The sequence below is a fragment of the Paenibacillus larvae subsp. larvae genome (genome assembly GCF_002003265.1).
GTDB lineage: Bacteria > Bacillota > Bacilli > Paenibacillales > NBRC-103111 > Paenibacillus_H > Paenibacillus_H larvae.
Genome location: NZ_CP019687.1, coordinates 1533812 through 1550199 on the forward strand (window position 1 = coordinate 1533812; position 16388 = coordinate 1550199).

16 protein-coding genes, 1 pseudogene and 1 other annotated feature are annotated in these 16388 nt (G+C 45.7%); all 17 genes and pseudogenes read right to left on the reverse strand.

The window, feature by feature from the left end; all coding sequences use genetic code 11:
• Positions 1-45: 45 nt before the first annotated feature.
• Positions 46-329 (reverse strand) — a binding site (T-box leader).
• Between the two features lie 67 nt (positions 330-396).
• The gene (locus BXP28_RS07955; RefSeq protein ID WP_023485575.1) at positions 397-900 is read right to left on the reverse strand and encodes a DivIVA domain-containing protein; all 504 of its coding nucleotides are present in this window, start codon (positions 898-900) and stop codon (positions 397-399) included.
• A gap of 110 nt (positions 901-1010) precedes the next feature.
• On the reverse strand, positions 1011-1793 hold the full coding sequence (locus tag BXP28_RS07960; RefSeq protein WP_023485576.1) for a YlmH family RNA-binding protein: 783 nt from the start codon (positions 1791-1793) through the stop codon (positions 1011-1013).
• 11 nt (positions 1794-1804) lie between these two features.
• Complete coding sequence (locus tag BXP28_RS07965; protein ID WP_042119643.1) at positions 1805-2029, reverse strand: YggT family protein; 225 nt, start codon at positions 2027-2029, stop codon at positions 1805-1807.
• 93 nt (positions 2030-2122) lie between these two features.
• On the reverse strand, positions 2123-2554 hold the full coding sequence (locus BXP28_RS07970) for a cell division protein SepF (protein WP_023485578.1): 432 nt from the start codon (positions 2552-2554) through the stop codon (positions 2123-2125).
• A 25-nt stretch (positions 2555-2579) separates the two neighbouring features.
• Positions 2580-3263: a YggS family pyridoxal phosphate-dependent enzyme gene (locus BXP28_RS07975; protein WP_023485579.1), complete on the reverse strand. Its 684-nt coding sequence runs from the start codon at positions 3261-3263 to the stop codon at positions 2580-2582.
• 18 nt (positions 3264-3281) lie between these two features.
• Complete coding sequence (gene pgeF, locus BXP28_RS07980; RefSeq protein ID WP_023485580.1) at positions 3282-4151, reverse strand: peptidoglycan editing factor PgeF; 870 nt, start codon at positions 4149-4151, stop codon at positions 3282-3284.
• 117 nt (positions 4152-4268) lie between these two features.
• Complete coding sequence (locus BXP28_RS07985) at positions 4269-4571, reverse strand: YlmC/YmxH family sporulation protein (RefSeq protein ID WP_036656851.1); 303 nt, start codon at positions 4569-4571, stop codon at positions 4269-4271.
• 185 nt (positions 4572-4756) lie between these two features.
• Positions 4757-5539 (reverse strand): RNA polymerase sporulation sigma factor SigG, encoded by a 783-nt coding sequence (gene sigG, locus BXP28_RS07990; RefSeq protein ID WP_024094491.1) that lies wholly within the window; start codon positions 5537-5539, stop codon positions 4757-4759.
• A 433-nt stretch (positions 5540-5972) separates the two neighbouring features.
• A complete protein-coding gene (gene sigE, locus BXP28_RS08000; protein ID WP_024094492.1) occupies positions 5973-6695 on the reverse strand; it encodes an RNA polymerase sporulation sigma factor SigE in 723 nt (240 codons plus the stop codon).
• A 29-nt stretch (positions 6696-6724) separates the two neighbouring features.
• Positions 6725-7645 (reverse strand): sigma-E processing peptidase SpoIIGA, encoded by a 921-nt coding sequence (gene spoIIGA / locus BXP28_RS08005; RefSeq protein WP_023485584.1) that lies wholly within the window; start codon positions 7643-7645, stop codon positions 6725-6727.
• A gap of 183 nt (positions 7646-7828) precedes the next feature.
• Positions 7829-8953 (reverse strand): cell division protein FtsZ, encoded by a 1125-nt coding sequence (gene ftsZ / locus BXP28_RS08010; RefSeq protein WP_036654768.1) that lies wholly within the window; start codon positions 8951-8953, stop codon positions 7829-7831.
• Positions 8954-9024: 71 nt separating this feature from the next.
• Positions 9025-10278, reverse strand: coding sequence for a cell division protein FtsA (gene ftsA, locus BXP28_RS08015; protein ID WP_036654770.1), 1254 nt, complete (start codon positions 10276-10278; stop codon positions 9025-9027).
• A 391-nt stretch (positions 10279-10669) separates the two neighbouring features.
• Positions 10670-11422, reverse strand: coding sequence for a cell division protein FtsQ/DivIB (locus BXP28_RS08020; protein WP_023485587.1), 753 nt, complete (start codon positions 11420-11422; stop codon positions 10670-10672).
• Between the two features lie 247 nt (positions 11423-11669).
• Entirely contained in the window at positions 11670-12926 is a 1257-nt protein-coding gene (gene murA / locus BXP28_RS08025) for a UDP-N-acetylglucosamine 1-carboxyvinyltransferase (RefSeq protein WP_023485588.1), read from the reverse strand.
• A gap of 15 nt (positions 12927-12941) precedes the next feature.
• The gene (murB, locus tag BXP28_RS08030; RefSeq protein WP_023485589.1) at positions 12942-13847 is read right to left on the reverse strand and encodes a UDP-N-acetylmuramate dehydrogenase; all 906 of its coding nucleotides are present in this window, start codon (positions 13845-13847) and stop codon (positions 12942-12944) included.
• 222 nt (positions 13848-14069) lie between these two features.
• Entirely contained in the window at positions 14070-15188 is a 1119-nt protein-coding gene (gene murG / locus BXP28_RS08035) for an undecaprenyldiphospho-muramoylpentapeptide beta-N-acetylglucosaminyltransferase (protein WP_023485590.1), read from the reverse strand.
• Positions 15189-15196: 8 nt separating this feature from the next.
• A pseudogene (gene spoVE / locus BXP28_RS08040) lies at positions 15197-16293 on the reverse strand (stage V sporulation protein E).
• Positions 16294-16388: the final 95 nt, after the last annotated feature.

A 16388-nucleotide genomic window follows, 5' to 3' on the forward strand; every position in this document is an offset into this window, starting at 1 on the left:
CGTTGTTCACTCCTTCTATGAAAATAAAAAAAACTCCTCCATCCCTGAAGGGACGAGAAGTTGACTCGCGGTACCACCCTTGTTAGAACCTAAGAAGACAAAGTGCCCTTTGTTCAAAAGATAGCTGAAAATGCCCCTGATGAACTAAAGCCTGCCTTCCCTGATTCTCACTCATAACATCGATAACGGAATGACCCGATCATCTCTACTGTATGGTTCAAGAGATACTCCTGGGGGATTTTCATCCGATGCGGAGGTTGGGCTCACACCATCTCCCAACTCGCTGACTCCACAGAACCCGGATTACTCGGCCCAGTCATTGCTTTCACACGATTCAGTTAACAGGAGTATACCGAATTGAGCCTATATAGTCAATAAGCCTACTCATTGCGGAGGCTATACATTGGCCTTCTCCACGGGCAGTTCCAGCTTTGCAATTTCTGATTCCAGAGTGTCCCATCCGCCATCATTCAAAATTTCGAGTTGGGCCTCAAGCAAAGTCCGGAAACGTGTCCGGTAGATGGAAGCTTGTTTCTTTAATTCCTCCGTTTCCAAAGCAACTTTGCGTGCCTTGGCGAGAGACTCGTTGATAATACGGTCTGCATTTTTTTCCGCTTCCTTCAGAATAAGCTGTGCTTCCTTTTTGGAGTTGTTTTTCACTTCATCTGCAGTCTCCTGAGCTACAATAATCGTTTTGCTGAGCGTTTCCTCCAGATTGACAAAGTGGTCAAGCCTCTCCTGTAAGGCTAATACCTGATTTTGCAGTTCTTTATTGTCGCGGATCAGCAATTCATAGTCCTTGATGATCTGATCCAAAAATTCATTGACCTGATCTTCATCATAACCACGAAAGGACCGTGCAAATTCTTTATTATGAATATCCAACGGCGTAAGCGGCATACTGCACCTCCTAAAGTAATCGCACGAAACCAGATCATTTCCGGCTCTTCATGCTCATGTATTCGACATTCATCTTCTTAATCCTGCAACAATCATGAAAAAACGATCATTCAAGCATATTTCCCTACTCTGATCCGGATTCTCCCTTTCTTCGTTATCCCTTCCACTTCCAAGACCCGGAACCGTCCGAATCCTTTCAGCGAAACGACATCTCCCTTTTTCAAGAGAGTACTCGGATCTCCAGCCGGTTTCCAGTTAATTCTGCACCTGCCGGCTTGGATAGGAATCTGGGCTTTCGCCCGGCTCAAGCGGTACACATCACAGACAATGGCATCCAACCGTAAGGAAGCAACCGTGAAGGCATGCTCTTTCAGCTGCACGGGCATTGTCTTCAAAGCATCCGCCGTCAGAACCTCAGAATGAACCCGCACGCGATGGACCTGGTTGATATGCAGCCGGAGAAAATCCGCAACTTCTGAAGCTGCCAGACAGTGGCACCCTCCCGGGATGACAAAAATATCCCCGATTTTATCACGTTTTATGCCAAGTCCTAAAATAGCCCCCATGAAATCTCCATGGTCCAATTCATCCAATTTGTTATCCGGGGAAGACAAGGAAAGCACGGAAATCCCCATTTCTTCATCTTCCAACGGGCGGTAATCAGGTGCAATCATGGCCCTTTTTCTTTCGGCATCCTTATATCCTCCATCAAGTTTCATATGCACATCGCCGTTGCGATTGACCAAAGTAGACAGGATATAAGCTTGCCTTGGATCAAGGAAATCCGTTTTTTTCAATTTATGCTGATAAGCGGCCTGTTCCACCCTGTCTATTGCCTTATCCACAAAAGTCCGCTCGTCCGGGTGAAAATGGGCGTATACGTCATAATTCACAAGTCAACACCTCAGGTGAATAAATCAAACAAAAAGCGTACGACCACAATCAACCCGGATACTACAAAATTAAAAGCAATAATCGCAACAATTGGTGAAATATCCAAAATGCTGAGCGGCGGAATAAAACGGCGGAAAATGCTCAGGTAAGGTTCAACAATTTTACCCAACAGTTCCCCTATGTAGCTCTCCCGCGCATTGGGTACCCAGGAAAGCAGGACATAGAAAATAATCATATAAAAATAAATCCGTGATAGCAATCCTATTGTTGTAATAATCGAATATTCTAAATCCAAATCCTTCACCTCTGAGATTCCCTCACGCCACCCTTATCCCTCACTCATCAAGTCAGAAATAGAACCTTGAATCTCGACAGAATCAGGCGCGCAAAGAAAGATATTAGGGCCCAGCTTGGAGATGGAGCCATTTAAAGCATACACAGTTCCATTCAAAAAATCAAAGATACGCATGGCTTGCTCCGGTCGGACACGCTGCAAGTTAACGATGACGGATTTTCTGCTGCGAAGATGATCCGCAATTTCCTGTGAATCGTCAAAAGAACGGGGCTCCTGCAGGACAACTCTCGTATTTTTTTGCGAATGAATGCTGACTACATTACCTTTGTGCTGTTTATTAAGGGGTTCTTGCACGTGTGTTTCGCTCTCCTCAGTTCCATTTTTATCTTTGACAGGCTCACGCTCAATAACTTCTTCCTCTTCCTGCAGCCCAAGAAAATTCATGACTCTGTTCATAACACCCATGAATGCTTTCCTCCTTTGGTTTTTCTTATTCTTTTCCAACTAAAACCGAACCGAGGCGGACCCATGTAGCTCCTTCCTCAATAGCGACTTCAAAATCGTTCGACATTCCCATAGAAAGTTCTTTTACTTCATAGGGAAGCACTTTTCGCTCATTCAGCTCGTCTCTCAGGTTCCGGAGTCCGGTGAATACCGGTCTAGTTTGCTCCGGTTGTGTTTCGTAAGGTGCCATGGTCATTAAGCCCACAATGCGGATGTACTTCAGCGGTTTTACTTGTTCCGCAAAAGAAAACAGATCTTCAGGCTGCATGCCGTATTTGGACTCTTCCCCTGAAACGTTGATTTGTATAAAGCAGGGGACAACGATTTGCAACTTTTCGGCTTGCTTATTTATTTCCAGTGCAAGGGACATCCGGTCTAAGGAATGAATATAGGCAAACTTGCCAATAACATCCTTCACTTTATTCGTCTGTAAATGTCCGATAAAGTGCCATGTTCCTTGCGAACCGAGTTTCTCCCATTTTCCTTTTGCATCTTGCCAGCGGTTTTCCCCGATGTGGGTAAGACCATGCTCCAGGACTTGCTCAGTGGCAGAAAGTGATACGTATTTGGTTACAGCGATGACCTGCACATCTTCAGGATCTCTCCCGCTTCGTCTGCATGCATCTTCTATGCGTTTACCAACTTGACTTATTCTTGCTTGCAGCTGCATAGGGATCTCCTTTCACTCTTATTCCAATTTAGTTGGATCATCCGTTCTTAACGCGATCCAAGCTGCCATTCTTCCTGTTTTACCTTGTTCTTTACGGTGTGAAAAAAACCACTCATTAGAGCAACTGGTACATAACTGAGTTACTTCGATACGGGACGACAAAATTCCTGCTTTCTGCATAAAAAAACGATTGCATTCTTGCAAATTCAACTGATAAGTTCCTTTTTCCTGCTCTTGAATGATAAGTCCAACCGTTTCCGGTTTAGCCCGCTGTTCACCCAGTGCTTTTTTCACTTGATCGAGCACCGCATCGTTCACTTCATAGCAGCAGGCTCCAATAGAGGGTCCCACAGCCCCCAACAGATCCTCGGGTTTTGTGCCAAATTGTTCATTCATAGCTTTTACCGTTGCTGAAGCAATATTCAAAGCTGTACCTTTCCATCCGGCATGCGCAATGCCCATTGCTTTCTTTACAGGGTCAAAAAAGAAAAGAGGGACACAGTCCGCATATAATGCACACAAAACCAAATTAGATTCATTTGTGATAAACGCATCTTTGTCCTGGATAGCCTCTTTTCTGGAAAGACGTCCTTTTCCCCTATCTTCATCAGTAACCACGGCAACCTTGCTGCCATGAACCTGTTCGCCAAACGTAAGTGCATCGAATGGCATATTTATAGTCTTGGCGAGCAGCTGCCGGTTATGTATCACATCTTCAGGTCTGTCTTGGACATGAAGCCCGATATTAAATGATTCAAACGGATGATGGCTGACCCCACCTCTGCGGGAAGTAAAACCTGCTGTCAATTCGGGAAAATCCTTCATCCAGCGCTCCAGAAAAAATAAGGAGGGTTCCCCCTGCCGTTCATAAGCAACAAATGGTTCCATGCTTGTCCTCCTTCTGCCCAACACGAGTAGGTGAAATTTACCCCAGTTTATCATAAAAGACCTGTCAGGGGACAGTCCGGGCGTTCCTTGCAAAAAGGAACGCGGCTGTCTGCTGGCTTATGACCGATATGTTCGCCCGTAATCCACTGCGGTAGTTTCACTTTCATCATTGGTCCTGTATTGACGGGATTCCTCCAGCTTCACAAGAACTACATCTGCTCCGATTTTGACAATATTTTTCCACGGTATAACAACCTCCGCATTGCTGCCGAACAAGCCCAAAAACCGCCCCTGGCTTGGTACGACAAGTGAATCGATGCGCCCCTGCCGAAGGTCCAGCTCCAGATCGCTGACCTGCCCCAGCTTCTTTCCATCCACAATATTGATGACATCTTTGGTTTGAAAGTCGGAAATTTTCATGGAGGGATCACCACGCATCTTTAAATTTTCATCCTTGTTAGTTAGTATATGTGCAGCCTGGTCAAAATGTCCTGAAGGCATAAAAAAGTCCCCAAGGTACCCTAAGCGTATTTACTCTGTTTCTCTCAAAGACTATAACAAAAAAGCCGCCAAGCCAATTAGGCTTCGCGGCGGCCCGGTTGTTATTAAGTTTTTACATGCTTTTGCATCTGGTTAATAGCCGATTTTTCCAGCCTGGATACTTGAGCCTGAGAAATTCCGATTTCATCTGCTACTTCCATTTGGGTCTTTCCTTCAAAAAAGCGCATTGATAAGATCATTTTCTCTCTGGAACCAAGTTTTCTCATGGCTTCCCTCAAGGCAATTCCTTCAATCCAAAAAAGATCCTTATTCCGTTCATCGCTGATCTGGTCCATCACGTAAATCGGATCTCCCCCGTCATGATAGATGGGTTCAAACAAGGATACAGGGTCCTGAATGGCATCGAGCGCAAAAACCACGTCCTCTTTCGGCACATTTAACACTTCGGATATTTCATAAATTGTAGGTTCACGGGAATTGCGGTTAGTCAGTTGATCCCTGACTTGAAGTGCCTTGTAGGCAATATCCCGAAGCGAGCGCGATACCCTGATCGGATTATTGTCCCTTAAGTACCGCCTTATCTCCCCAATAATCATGGGAACAGCATAGGTGGAGAATTTCACGTTCTGGCTCAGGTCAAAATTGTCTATGGCTTTCATTAAGCCGATACAGCCAACTTGAAATAAATCATCCACAAATTCCCCACGGTTATTAAAGCGTTGAATAACGCTCAGGACTAGCCTGAGATTGCCATTCACCAATTTCTCTCTTGCCGCTCGTTCATTTTTCGTTTGCAGCAAAGCGAATAATTCGCGCATTTCCGTATTTGTCAGAACAGGCAGTTTGGCGGTATCAACACCACATATCTCGACTTTATTTCGGGTCACCGTGATTACCTCCCAAGGAGAAACATTAATGTTCATTATCTCCGGGAGAAGTTTTTTTATGCGTACTATTTCCTATTCCACAAACATGAAAAAAGACTCATATATATAGTATTATATACTCAATTTATATATCTTCTTTAATAGGACTTGTATATACTATTTGATATACGATATAATAGCCCTGTGAACGATCAGGTTCACAACTATTTTTCCCGCGCTGGGAGAAATTACGGATAACCTTTTCTTGGCCCATGTGGAGTGGATAACCACATGGGCCGTCCTCTTTTATACGGATATAATCACAATATTCGGCCTCCTTTATTCTTTTACGTGGGTTCTACGGAAAACAAAAAAGCGGAGAACTCCTCCGCGTTTTCAAAACTCTCACAGGGGCCTAAAACCGGTAAATCCCTTTCCTCTTATATAAAATTAGCTATACCATTTTATTGAATTCTTTGCGGAGGCGTTTGATGATTCTTTTCTCCAATCTTGAAATGTAAGATTGGGAGATTCCAAGGAGATCTGCCACGTCCTTTTGAGTTTTTTCTTCCCCATCCTGCAGGCCGAATCTAAGTTCCATGATAACCCGTTCCCGTTCCGTAAGCTTGTCAAGCGCTTTATGAAGCAATTTGCGGTCTACCTGCTCCTCAATATTCCGATAAATGGTATCATTCTCCGTCCCAAGCACGTCGGACAATAGAAGTTCATTTCCATCCCAGTCAATATTCAGAGGTTCATCAAAGGAAACCTCCGTACGGATCTTGCTGTTTCTGCGGAGATACATCAAAATTTCGTTTTCAATACACCTGGAGGCATATGTGGCCAGCTTAATTTTCTTTTCCGGATCAAACGTGTTTACGGCCTTGATTAGTCCTATAGCACCGATGGATACAAGATCTTCAATATTGATGCCCGTATTCTCGAACTTTCTTGCTATATAAACGACCAAGCGAAGATTACGCTCAATCAGCATGGCGCGTATAGCCGCATCTCCTGACGGGAGTTTGCCAAGAAGATATTCTTCTTCTTCACGGGTCAAAGGAGGCGGAAGAGCCTCACTTCCTCCTATGTAATAGATCTCCTGACCTTTAAGACCAAATAAAATCAACAGCCGGTAATAATAAATTTGCAGCATTAATTTCCACTTCAAGAGCATATCAGCTTCCTCCTAGTCATAACCTTTCCCTAGCTGGCCGCAACAAGCGCCGGATGGATAATGGCTTGGTACGACCCATCATTGCATAATGACCCTCCATCTAGTCCGACCAATACTTTTTTGCTCTCCCATACATTCTCGTTATAAGTGATCACCACCTTATCGGGTTTAATGGCCAGCATAAACTGGGTACTCCGGTTTACGCCACGGTAAGGCACCAGCCTAAGCCGGTCCTGCCAGGCGAAATCTTGTTCACCCATAGCAGAAACAATTTGCTCCACTTCCAAAGTTTGAATGAGCTTCAGCCAACCGGATGGCAACTGGTCCCCCCACTCACCTGCTTCCATAACCATAACAGGGGTCCGGGTTAACGGATCATAAAGTTGATTTCCTGTATCCACCAGGCCTGTACATACCATCACAGACTCTCCGATTCTTACTTCCACTTGAGCAAGGTGTACGGATATTTCCTCTTTTCGTTTTGCACCGTTAAAAACCGTTTTGAACAGCAGGAGCAATCCTCCAAAAACGGTCAGTACAAACAGAAGACCCATCTCTGAATAAACCCTGATTCCTCCAGTACGATTAAACCAGATGCCATTCCAAAATTCCGGGGCACTCTGCAAAAAATAATGAATCCCGTAAATGCCCCCTGCTGCTGCAAAAGAAATGAGGTAGAAGGTTCCGGCATTGCGCATATACTGCTCAAGAGAAATAAAACCAAATGCGATCCATAACATCAAAAGTGAAATTGCGCCCTTCATTAAAAAGGTAAACAAAAACGATAATGCCGGTACGAACAGCAGCAAAACATAACATGCGCCAATCCCTGCAGAAAAAAGCAATCGCCACCAAACGACCGGCAGCTTTCTTGTACGGGCTGTGCCGACTAAAATGGCCCCATCCAATAGGAAGTTCACAAGGAAAATGAGATCCATATAGACGATCATCTTCCCTCTCACCTCCCGTGATTGAGATTAGTATAAATAATCCCTTATCCAAAGTCTGTCTAATCCTGCAAGGGATGAGCTTCTTTTTTTGTCGCATACTGGTAGAATGTCTCTTTTGCAGAGAAATAGAAAAAAGAGAGTCCCTAAGGAACTCTCTTTACGGCCATATAAGATTGACCTATCTTATTTATCCGTATGTCTTCCACGATTACGGAGAAAAGTAGGAATATCCAATTGATCAGCACTTGGCGGATTATGGATTGAACGAGGCGGTGTACTTTTATGTTCAGCCGCTGGTTTCTCCGCTTGCTGCTGAGGAGCCGGACGGCGGTTTGCTGCTGGTCCCGATGAAGGACTATGGTCAAATCCCGTTGCGATGACGGTTACCGAAATCTCATCCTTGTATTCTTCATTGATTACAGCACCGAAGATCATATTTACTTCCAAGTCAGCTGCAGATGCTACGATATCCGCAGCTTCATTAACTTCATAGAGGCTAAGGCTTGTACCGCCTGTAATATTCATTAAAACACCGCGTGCGCCCTCGATGGAAGTTTCAAGAAGCGGACTGCTGATGGCTTTTCTTGCGGCTTCCGCAGCACGGTCTTCACCTGTGGCAACCCCAATTCCCATTAGGGCCGAACCGCGTTCCGTCATGATCGTCTTTACATCGGCAAAATCAAGGTTAATAAGTCCGGGAACGGCAATTAGATCGGAAATCCCCTGTACCCCTTGGCGAAGTACGTTATCCGCTTGGCTGAACGCTTCGAGCATCGGAGTCTTTTTGTCCACGATCTCCAGCAAACGGTCATTAGGGATAACGATTAAAGTATCGACTTTTTCTTTGAGCGAGGCAATCCCCTGCTCAGCCTGCATTGCTCGCTTGCGCCCTTCGAAGGTAAATGGCCGGGTTACGACACCGACCGTAAGAGCACCGCATTCCTTAGCGATCTCTGCAATAACTGGAGCAGCGCCGGTTCCTGTTCCTCCGCCCATCCCTGCGGTAACAAATACCATATCAGCACCACGGAGGGTATTCATAATTAATTCGCGGGATTCTTCCGCAGCTTTCTTTCCAACCTCAGGATTCGCTCCGGCTCCAAGGCCCCGGGTAAGCTTGTCCCCAATCTGCAATTTGTGTTCGGATTTGGCAAAGTGCAAAGCTTGAGCATCGGTGTTCACAGTAATAAATTCAACGCCCTGGACATTATTTTCAATCATCCGGTTAACAGCGTTGCTACCGCCACCTCCGACGCCAATGACTTTTATTTGTGCCAGCTGGTCCATTTCAAGATCAAATTCAAACATAGCGGTCATTATCCCCCTAACTTAACATTCCGTTAGCTGCTAACGGGAGCTTCCGTGCTCCAACTGTGATGTTAAATAAATTCCTTCAAGAAATTTTTAACCCTATCAAAAAAACCTTCGCCTTCTTTTTCCTGACTGCCCGATTTGGAGGCCGCAGCCTTAATTGGCTGTTTTTTATTCAGGGAAGCCGGTCGGTTACGGATATATTTGATAACAAATTGAATAATTCCAACCCCGCTTGTATAGGCAGGGTCCCGGACGCCGATATAATCCGGAGTGGCAATGCGCACAGTAGCTGCCAGCTCTTCCTGGGCAATTACCAATGTGGCCGGCAAATTAACTGTACCGCCTGTCAGCACGTATCCTCCGGCAAGGTCGGAATAGCCCATCCGGTGAACCTCCCCGCGAATCAGCTGAAAGATTTCCTGGACACGCGGTTCAACGATATTCGCAAGATCTACCTGGGAAAATTCCTTATCAACGTTGCTGCCAATACGGTTTACTTTAAACATTTGATCAGGGGCTGAATCTGCTATCGAAGCACAGCCGAATTTGAGCTTGATTTTTTCGGCAATATCCATTTGAGTTCGGAGACCTATGGAGATGTCAGTCGTAATAAAATCTCCTCCGATTGGAAGGGTCGAGGTAGCTACCAAGCTGCCTTGATCAAATACGGAGATGGTTGTTGTTCCGGCCCCCACATCCACGAGAACAGTTCCAATCTGCTTTTCATCTTTGGATAGGGCCAATTGTCCGGCTGCCAAAGACATCAGGATCAGTCCTGATACCTTTAACCCTGATTTCTCCACTACTCGGAGCAAATTATGTATACCTGTTTTTGCTCCCGTAATAATTGTTGCTTCTACTTCCAGACGGACACCAATCATTCCCCGGGGATCCTGAATCCCCTCTTGTCCGTCTACAATATATTGTTTAGGTACGATCCCAATAATCTCGCGCTCCGGAGGAAGGGCTATAACACGTGCAGCCTGATTCACGCGTTCAATGTCTTCCTCACCGATTTCACGGTCTTCATTGGATACAGCGACTACACCGTGACTAGTCTGCAGGGCAATATGATTGCCTGTAATTCCAACATAGACTTCGGATATTTGCAAGCCAACCATTCTTTCCGCATGATCAACCGCTGCCCGGATCGAGGATACGGTCTGATCAATGTCTACAATGGCTCCCTTTCGAATACCTTCAGAGTCGGCAGACCCAACTCCAATTATATTAATGGTGCCGTTATTTACTTCACCAATAATAGCGCGGACTTTGGATGTACCGATGTCCAAACTAACAATGATGTCACTGCTGCTCAACCTTGGCACCTCCTGTTACTCCTAACATTTTCATTTTCACTGATAACTGCTCCACTACATATTCAACAGAATTGCTAGTTTCCCTCTTTTTTCTACAACAAATTTGAGTGCCATAGTTTACCAGACGTGAAGCAAATGGAAGCCGCTTCGCTGTCTTAAAATGCTAGTGCTCAACGCTTGGAATAGAAGACAATAATCAAAGTCCAGCCATGGTATGAAATAGACACAGGTTAAAGGAAATTTGTGTTTTCTTTTATTGAAATAAAGATTCTCTATAAGAATACCATAAATTTGCCCGCAACACTATTTTTTATCGGTTACTAGACATTCATTTTTTCAGATGAGATTTCCTCTTTTTCATGTTCTAAACCGGCTTTTACATGATGACATTTTAAATTGCCTTCCCGGAATCGCTCTCCAGCATTTTAATCACACCGCTGCTTACATTATTTTCCTCTTTCCAACTTTTCACGAAAGGCCCAATATAGCTTGCCTTTTCGGGAAGAAACCCTATGGTTGTAATAATCTCAACTTTTGCTCCTAATTTCACGGCAGGGAATAATTTAATGCCGTCGGGGTAGGCGGTCATTGGATCAGGCCGGATTTCTGAAATATCCTCAAGATCACTTTCAGAGAGTCCCCCTAATACTTTACATAATTCCTGATAATGCGAATCCGTCTCCGACCACCCGGTCAAAATAGGCCTGTCCAACATCTGGTTGGTTTCTTCTGCGGGCAGCCTTACCCCGTTTTCCATCACCATTTGTTTATTACCGTCCTGATCAATAGTATAACCCACCTTGGAAAACTCTTTAATTTCTATCGTAAGTTCTCCGGGGAATCTTTTGGTAACTTTCACAGACGCCACTGTCGGAAGTTTAGCTACGTTCTCCTCCACTTTTTTGGACAGTGTCAAAAAGTAATGATCCCCCTTGCTGACTCCAGAAGCCTGTTCGATTTGTTCCAACGTCAAATTCCGGTTCCCCTTAATATGAACCTCGGTAATGCGGCTTAAAGACGACTGGAAGAATAAAACAACGAGTACCGTGATGAAAAATAAAAACAGAATCAGGAGCAGCTTTTTGCTGGATTTTTCTTTTTTGGTTTTTTGCTTAGGCAGAGCCGGAACTTTGGAATCCGTCATAACATACCACCTACCATCTATTCTCTTATAAGTTTGAACTACTAACCTTCTCCTTATTCGATAGTATCATTTTGCGGAATTGGATTGAAACACGAACAGCAACCTTATTTTTAAAAGAGCTGGGCCATTTTGATCCATATATGCTGTCCCTTTCATATTCTTGGGAATATATGAAAATTGCTTTAGTAAAAGCTTACATCCCCTCCTGAAGGACAGGAAGGGATATTTCTATAAGTATTTTATCCTTTTATTCCGAGATTCGGTAGATCTGGGCACCCAGCTTCTTCAGCATCAGCTCGATTCTATCATACCCCCGGTCTACATGGTGTACCTGTTCAACAACCGTAGTACCGTGTGCAGCTAATCCCGCAATAATGAGAGCAGCACCGGCACGTAAATCCGTAGCCTCTACCGTGGCTCCGTAGAGTCGCGGAACCCCGTGGATAAATGCCGAATTCAAGTCTACCCGGATATCAGCCCCCATCCGGCATAGCTCATCCACATGCTTGAACCTTCCCTCAAATATGGTTTCTTTTATAATGCTATGACCGTCCGTAAGGGAAAGCAGTACCATAATCTGCGATTGCAGATCTGTCGGAAAAGAAGGGTAAGGAGCTGTCACAATTCGTTCTACCGCCTTGGGGCGGTAAGGGGCACTCACTTGAATAAGGTCATCACGGACTGTGAGCTGGGCTCCGGTCCGTTTCAGTACATGCATTAATGAAGTAAGATGAACAGGGTTGGCTCCCTCGATTGAAACGGTTCCCTTAGTAGCTGCTGCTGCTACTAAAAAAGTGCCTGCTACAATACGGTCAGGAATAATCCTGTATGAGCACGCCCTGAGTTCCTGAACTCCCTTAATGGTGATGGTATCCGTGCCGGCTCCTATAATTTCTGCTCCCATTTTATTCAAGAAATGCTGTAAGTCCTGAATTTCAGGCTCTCTGGCCGCGTTAAATATAGTGGTTACCCCCTCAGCCATGGCAGCGGCCATCATGAGATTTTCCGTAGCCCCTACACTAGGGAAATCCAACATGATATCGGCTCCTTGCAATCTATCCGCTTTGCATATAATCCTATTTCCTGATTCTTCAATTTCGACTCCAAGCTCCTGTAATCCTCTTAAATGAAAATCAATTTTCCTTTCGCCAATCGCACAACCCCCCGGATGATAAAGCTGCACGCTGCCGAAGCGGGCAAGCAGAGGACCCATCAGAAAGATGGAAGAGCGCATCAATTTCATGAGATCATCAGGAATATGATAGGAATGGATAGACGTTGTATCCAAGGTAACGGTGTTTCCTCGCTGTTCCACCCGGCAACCGAGTGCCTCTACAATACTCAGCATGACCTCGATATCGAGCAGTTCCGGAACATTGTGAAGAGTGTGTACCCCACTTGCCATCAAACTTGCCGCAAGAATGGGCAGTGCAGCGTTCTTGGCCCCATGTATCTGGATGGCTCCCGAAAGAGGTCGGCCACCTTCGATAACCAACTTCTCCAATGTCTCACCTCCGATTTACCGTTCACCCACCACCAATACTTCAGGCTCCAAGCCAATTCCGTGATGATCCCATACGGTTTGCTGGATTTTTTGGATAAGGGTGAGAACGTCCTCGGCTGTCGCATTCCCGGTGTTCACAATGAAATTAGCATGCAGTGGAGATATCTCCGCTCCGCCCACACTCGTACCTTTAAGCCCTGACTCTTCAATCAGCTTGGCTGCATAATGTTTATCAGGATTGCGGAATACACTACCCGCACAGGCCAGCCCAAGAGGCTGAGTGCGCAGCCGGCGGTCTTTGTAGGCAGCAAGAGCAGCCGCAATTTCCTTGCGGTCACCAGGCTCCAGCTCAAATACCGCCTCCGTTACGATTCCAGGTAATGTATGGAGTATGGAATGGCGATAGGCATATTGCAAGTCTTCCTGTTGCATAGTTACTAATTCCCCTGTGTCCAAGATGACATCAGCCTGCTTAAGAATGCGTGACACATCAGACCCATGGGCTCCTGCGTTCATGTAAACGGCTCCTCCCACAGAACCGGGAATTCCTCCAGCGAACTCCAGTCCAGTCAATCCTGCCTTGCCGGCCATCACGGATAGCTTAATGATCGAATAAGCAGCATCTGCATATATCAGATGATTTTCAAGGCGCACTGTATCGAACGAATTGCCCAGTTTAATGACGGCACCCCGGATACCTTTGTCGCAGACCAGCAGATTCGACCCTCTCCCTAGAATCATCCATGGAGTTCGGTGCCGATGCAGTACTGCAATTGCCGCAGCCAGTTCCTCTTTACTTTCCGGAATGACCAGTACGTCTGCCGGGCCGCCAATTTTCCATGTTGTATAAGGCGCCAAGACTTCATCCGGGCAAATTTCGCCGGCATCCGCCTCCTGCAAGTCAGCGATGACTTGTTGCATGGGAAAACCTCCTTCACAGAACTAAAGGGAAAATTCTACACCCTTTGCGATGCATGAATTTTGGATTTGGGAACTTCCTCAGGAACAGTCCTTTTCATTCTTTTCCCCTCCACCTTAGGTATCTGTCACGGTTATAGTGTAGTCTATGTTTCAGGGAAAAAGAGTGTGACAATCGCCCAAAGCTTACACCTGGAAACGGGCTTCTTTGGGCGATTGGACTGGCTAAAATGAATTTTTCAATAAACGCTGCATTTCTTTGACAATCAGCATGGCTGATTCAGGTTCGCCTAATTTTTTGGCTTGAATAGACATGTGCTCGGCCCGGATCGGGTTTTGCATAATATCGGAGATTTTCTCAAAAAGGCTTGCACCGCTTAAATCTTTCTCAAGTATCAGTTCGGCTGCTCCTTGATCCGAAAGTTGGCGGGCATTATACTCCTGGTGATTGCCTGTTACATTTGGGGACGGAATAAGGATCGATGGCAGGCCAAGAGCCGTAATTTCGGCTATAGTGGACGCTCCCGCACGGTTGATGACCAGGGAAGTCGCGGCCAAAACCTCAGGCATATTGTGCACGTAAGGAAGCACGGCCAAATTCGGAATGTCGGGAGAGAACGCTGATATTGCGTCCCGAGTCTCTTCGTAATATGGAGCACCTGTAACAAAAATAAATTGTATATCGGAAAGCTTGTTTACGAGGGAGGCCATTTCGATCATGGCCCGGTTAATAGCTTTTGCCCCGCGGCTTCCCCCAACCACTAAAACAATCTGAGTTCCGGGGCGGATGCCGAGGGACTGGTACCCTTCTTCCGGATCCGCATTGACCACTGAAGTGGCGCGCGGATTACCCGAATATAGTACGTGCCCGGCTTTAGAAAAAATAGATTCAGTTCCTTTAAAGCTGACAAGTACTGAGTTTGCATACCTGCTTAAAAACTTGTTTGTAAGTCCTGCAATGGCGTTTTGTTCATGAATAAGGGTAGGAACGCCCAGTTTGGCAGCCGCATATAAAACCGGTCCGCATACATAGCCGCCTGTCCCGATTACAATATCCGGTTTAAAATTCCTTAACAGTTCTTTAGAACGGTTGACCCCTTTTAAGAACTTCATCACAGTTTTTATGTTATCAAGAGAAACCAGCTTTCTTCTGAACCCTCTGATATCAATGGCCTCAAAGGGCATTTCCAGCTTCGACTTCTCCACAATATCTCGTTCAAGACCTGAATTAGTCCCAATATAAAGAAACTGGGAGTCGGTATCCACCTGAAGGCACTGCTCGGCAACTGCCAAAGCAGGATATACATGTCCTCCGGTTCCTCCTCCGCTAAGAACGACACGCACTGATCAAGTCACCTCGCGTAACGGGAAATATTTAATAGTATACCTATGGAGGTTAGCATTAGCGTAAGAGAAGACCCGCCCGCACTAATTAAGGGAAGAGTAATTCCCGTAACCGGCATAAGACCAATAACTACACCGATATTAATGATAACCTGTACGGCGACCATCCCGACTATTCCTACAGCCACCAGGCTGCTGAACGTATCCGGTGCTGTTATGGCTGTTCTCATTCCTCTCCATACCAGAATTAAAAATAATAGCAAGACTACCATACCGCCTATAAAACCCAGTTCTTCGGCAATGATGGAAAAGATGAAGTCCGTCTGGGGCTCGGGCAGGTAGCTGTATTTTTGCCGGCTCATCCCAAGCCCTAACCCGACCAGGCCTCCAGGGCCTATGGCGTAAAGCGATTGAATTGCCTGGTAGCCTGCACCCAAAGGATCCTGCCAAGGATCCAGAAAAGCAGTGATTCGCTGCAGCCTGTAAGGAGCTGCAAGAATCAGGCCTACAAACCCGGCTATTCCGCCAATTGCCAGAAATGATAGATGAAGGATTCTGGCTCCTGCTGTAAAAATAACAAGCAGGGAAGCTCCTACCATCACCGCACCTGTACCGAGATCAGGCTGTAGCATAATAAGGCCGAAGGCAACGCCTACAAGGACCAGCGGCGGGAGCAACCCTTTCGTAAAAGACGTGATCTGCGATTGCTGATCAGATAATAATTTGGCCAGAAACAGGATCATCCCCATTTTCATAAATTCGGAAGGCTGGATCCCAAAGGAACCGATACCAAGCCAGCTTCTTGCCCCCCGCGGATTACTCCAATACCGGGAATCAGCACGATAATCAGCAGAGCGAAACAAATGATAAGGCCGATTTTCGCATACTTCTTCCATACATGATAATCCATATTCATTGTGAAGAACATGGCGATAATACCGAGAACGGCAAAAAGAAGCTGCCGCTTCAAATAATAAAAATAGTCACCAAATTCATGATAGGCAATAACGGCGCTTGCACTGTATACCATTACGACACCAATTGTAAGCAGAAGCAATGTGGAAATCAATATCCATACATCCGGGGCAGACCGTGCTTTTCCCATTTTAGACACCTCTTACCTAATGTTTAAGGGTGCAAACAGGCCTGTACGGTCCAATGCTTTGCTTCCTGACGATACTTGCTGAACGGCTCGTCCGT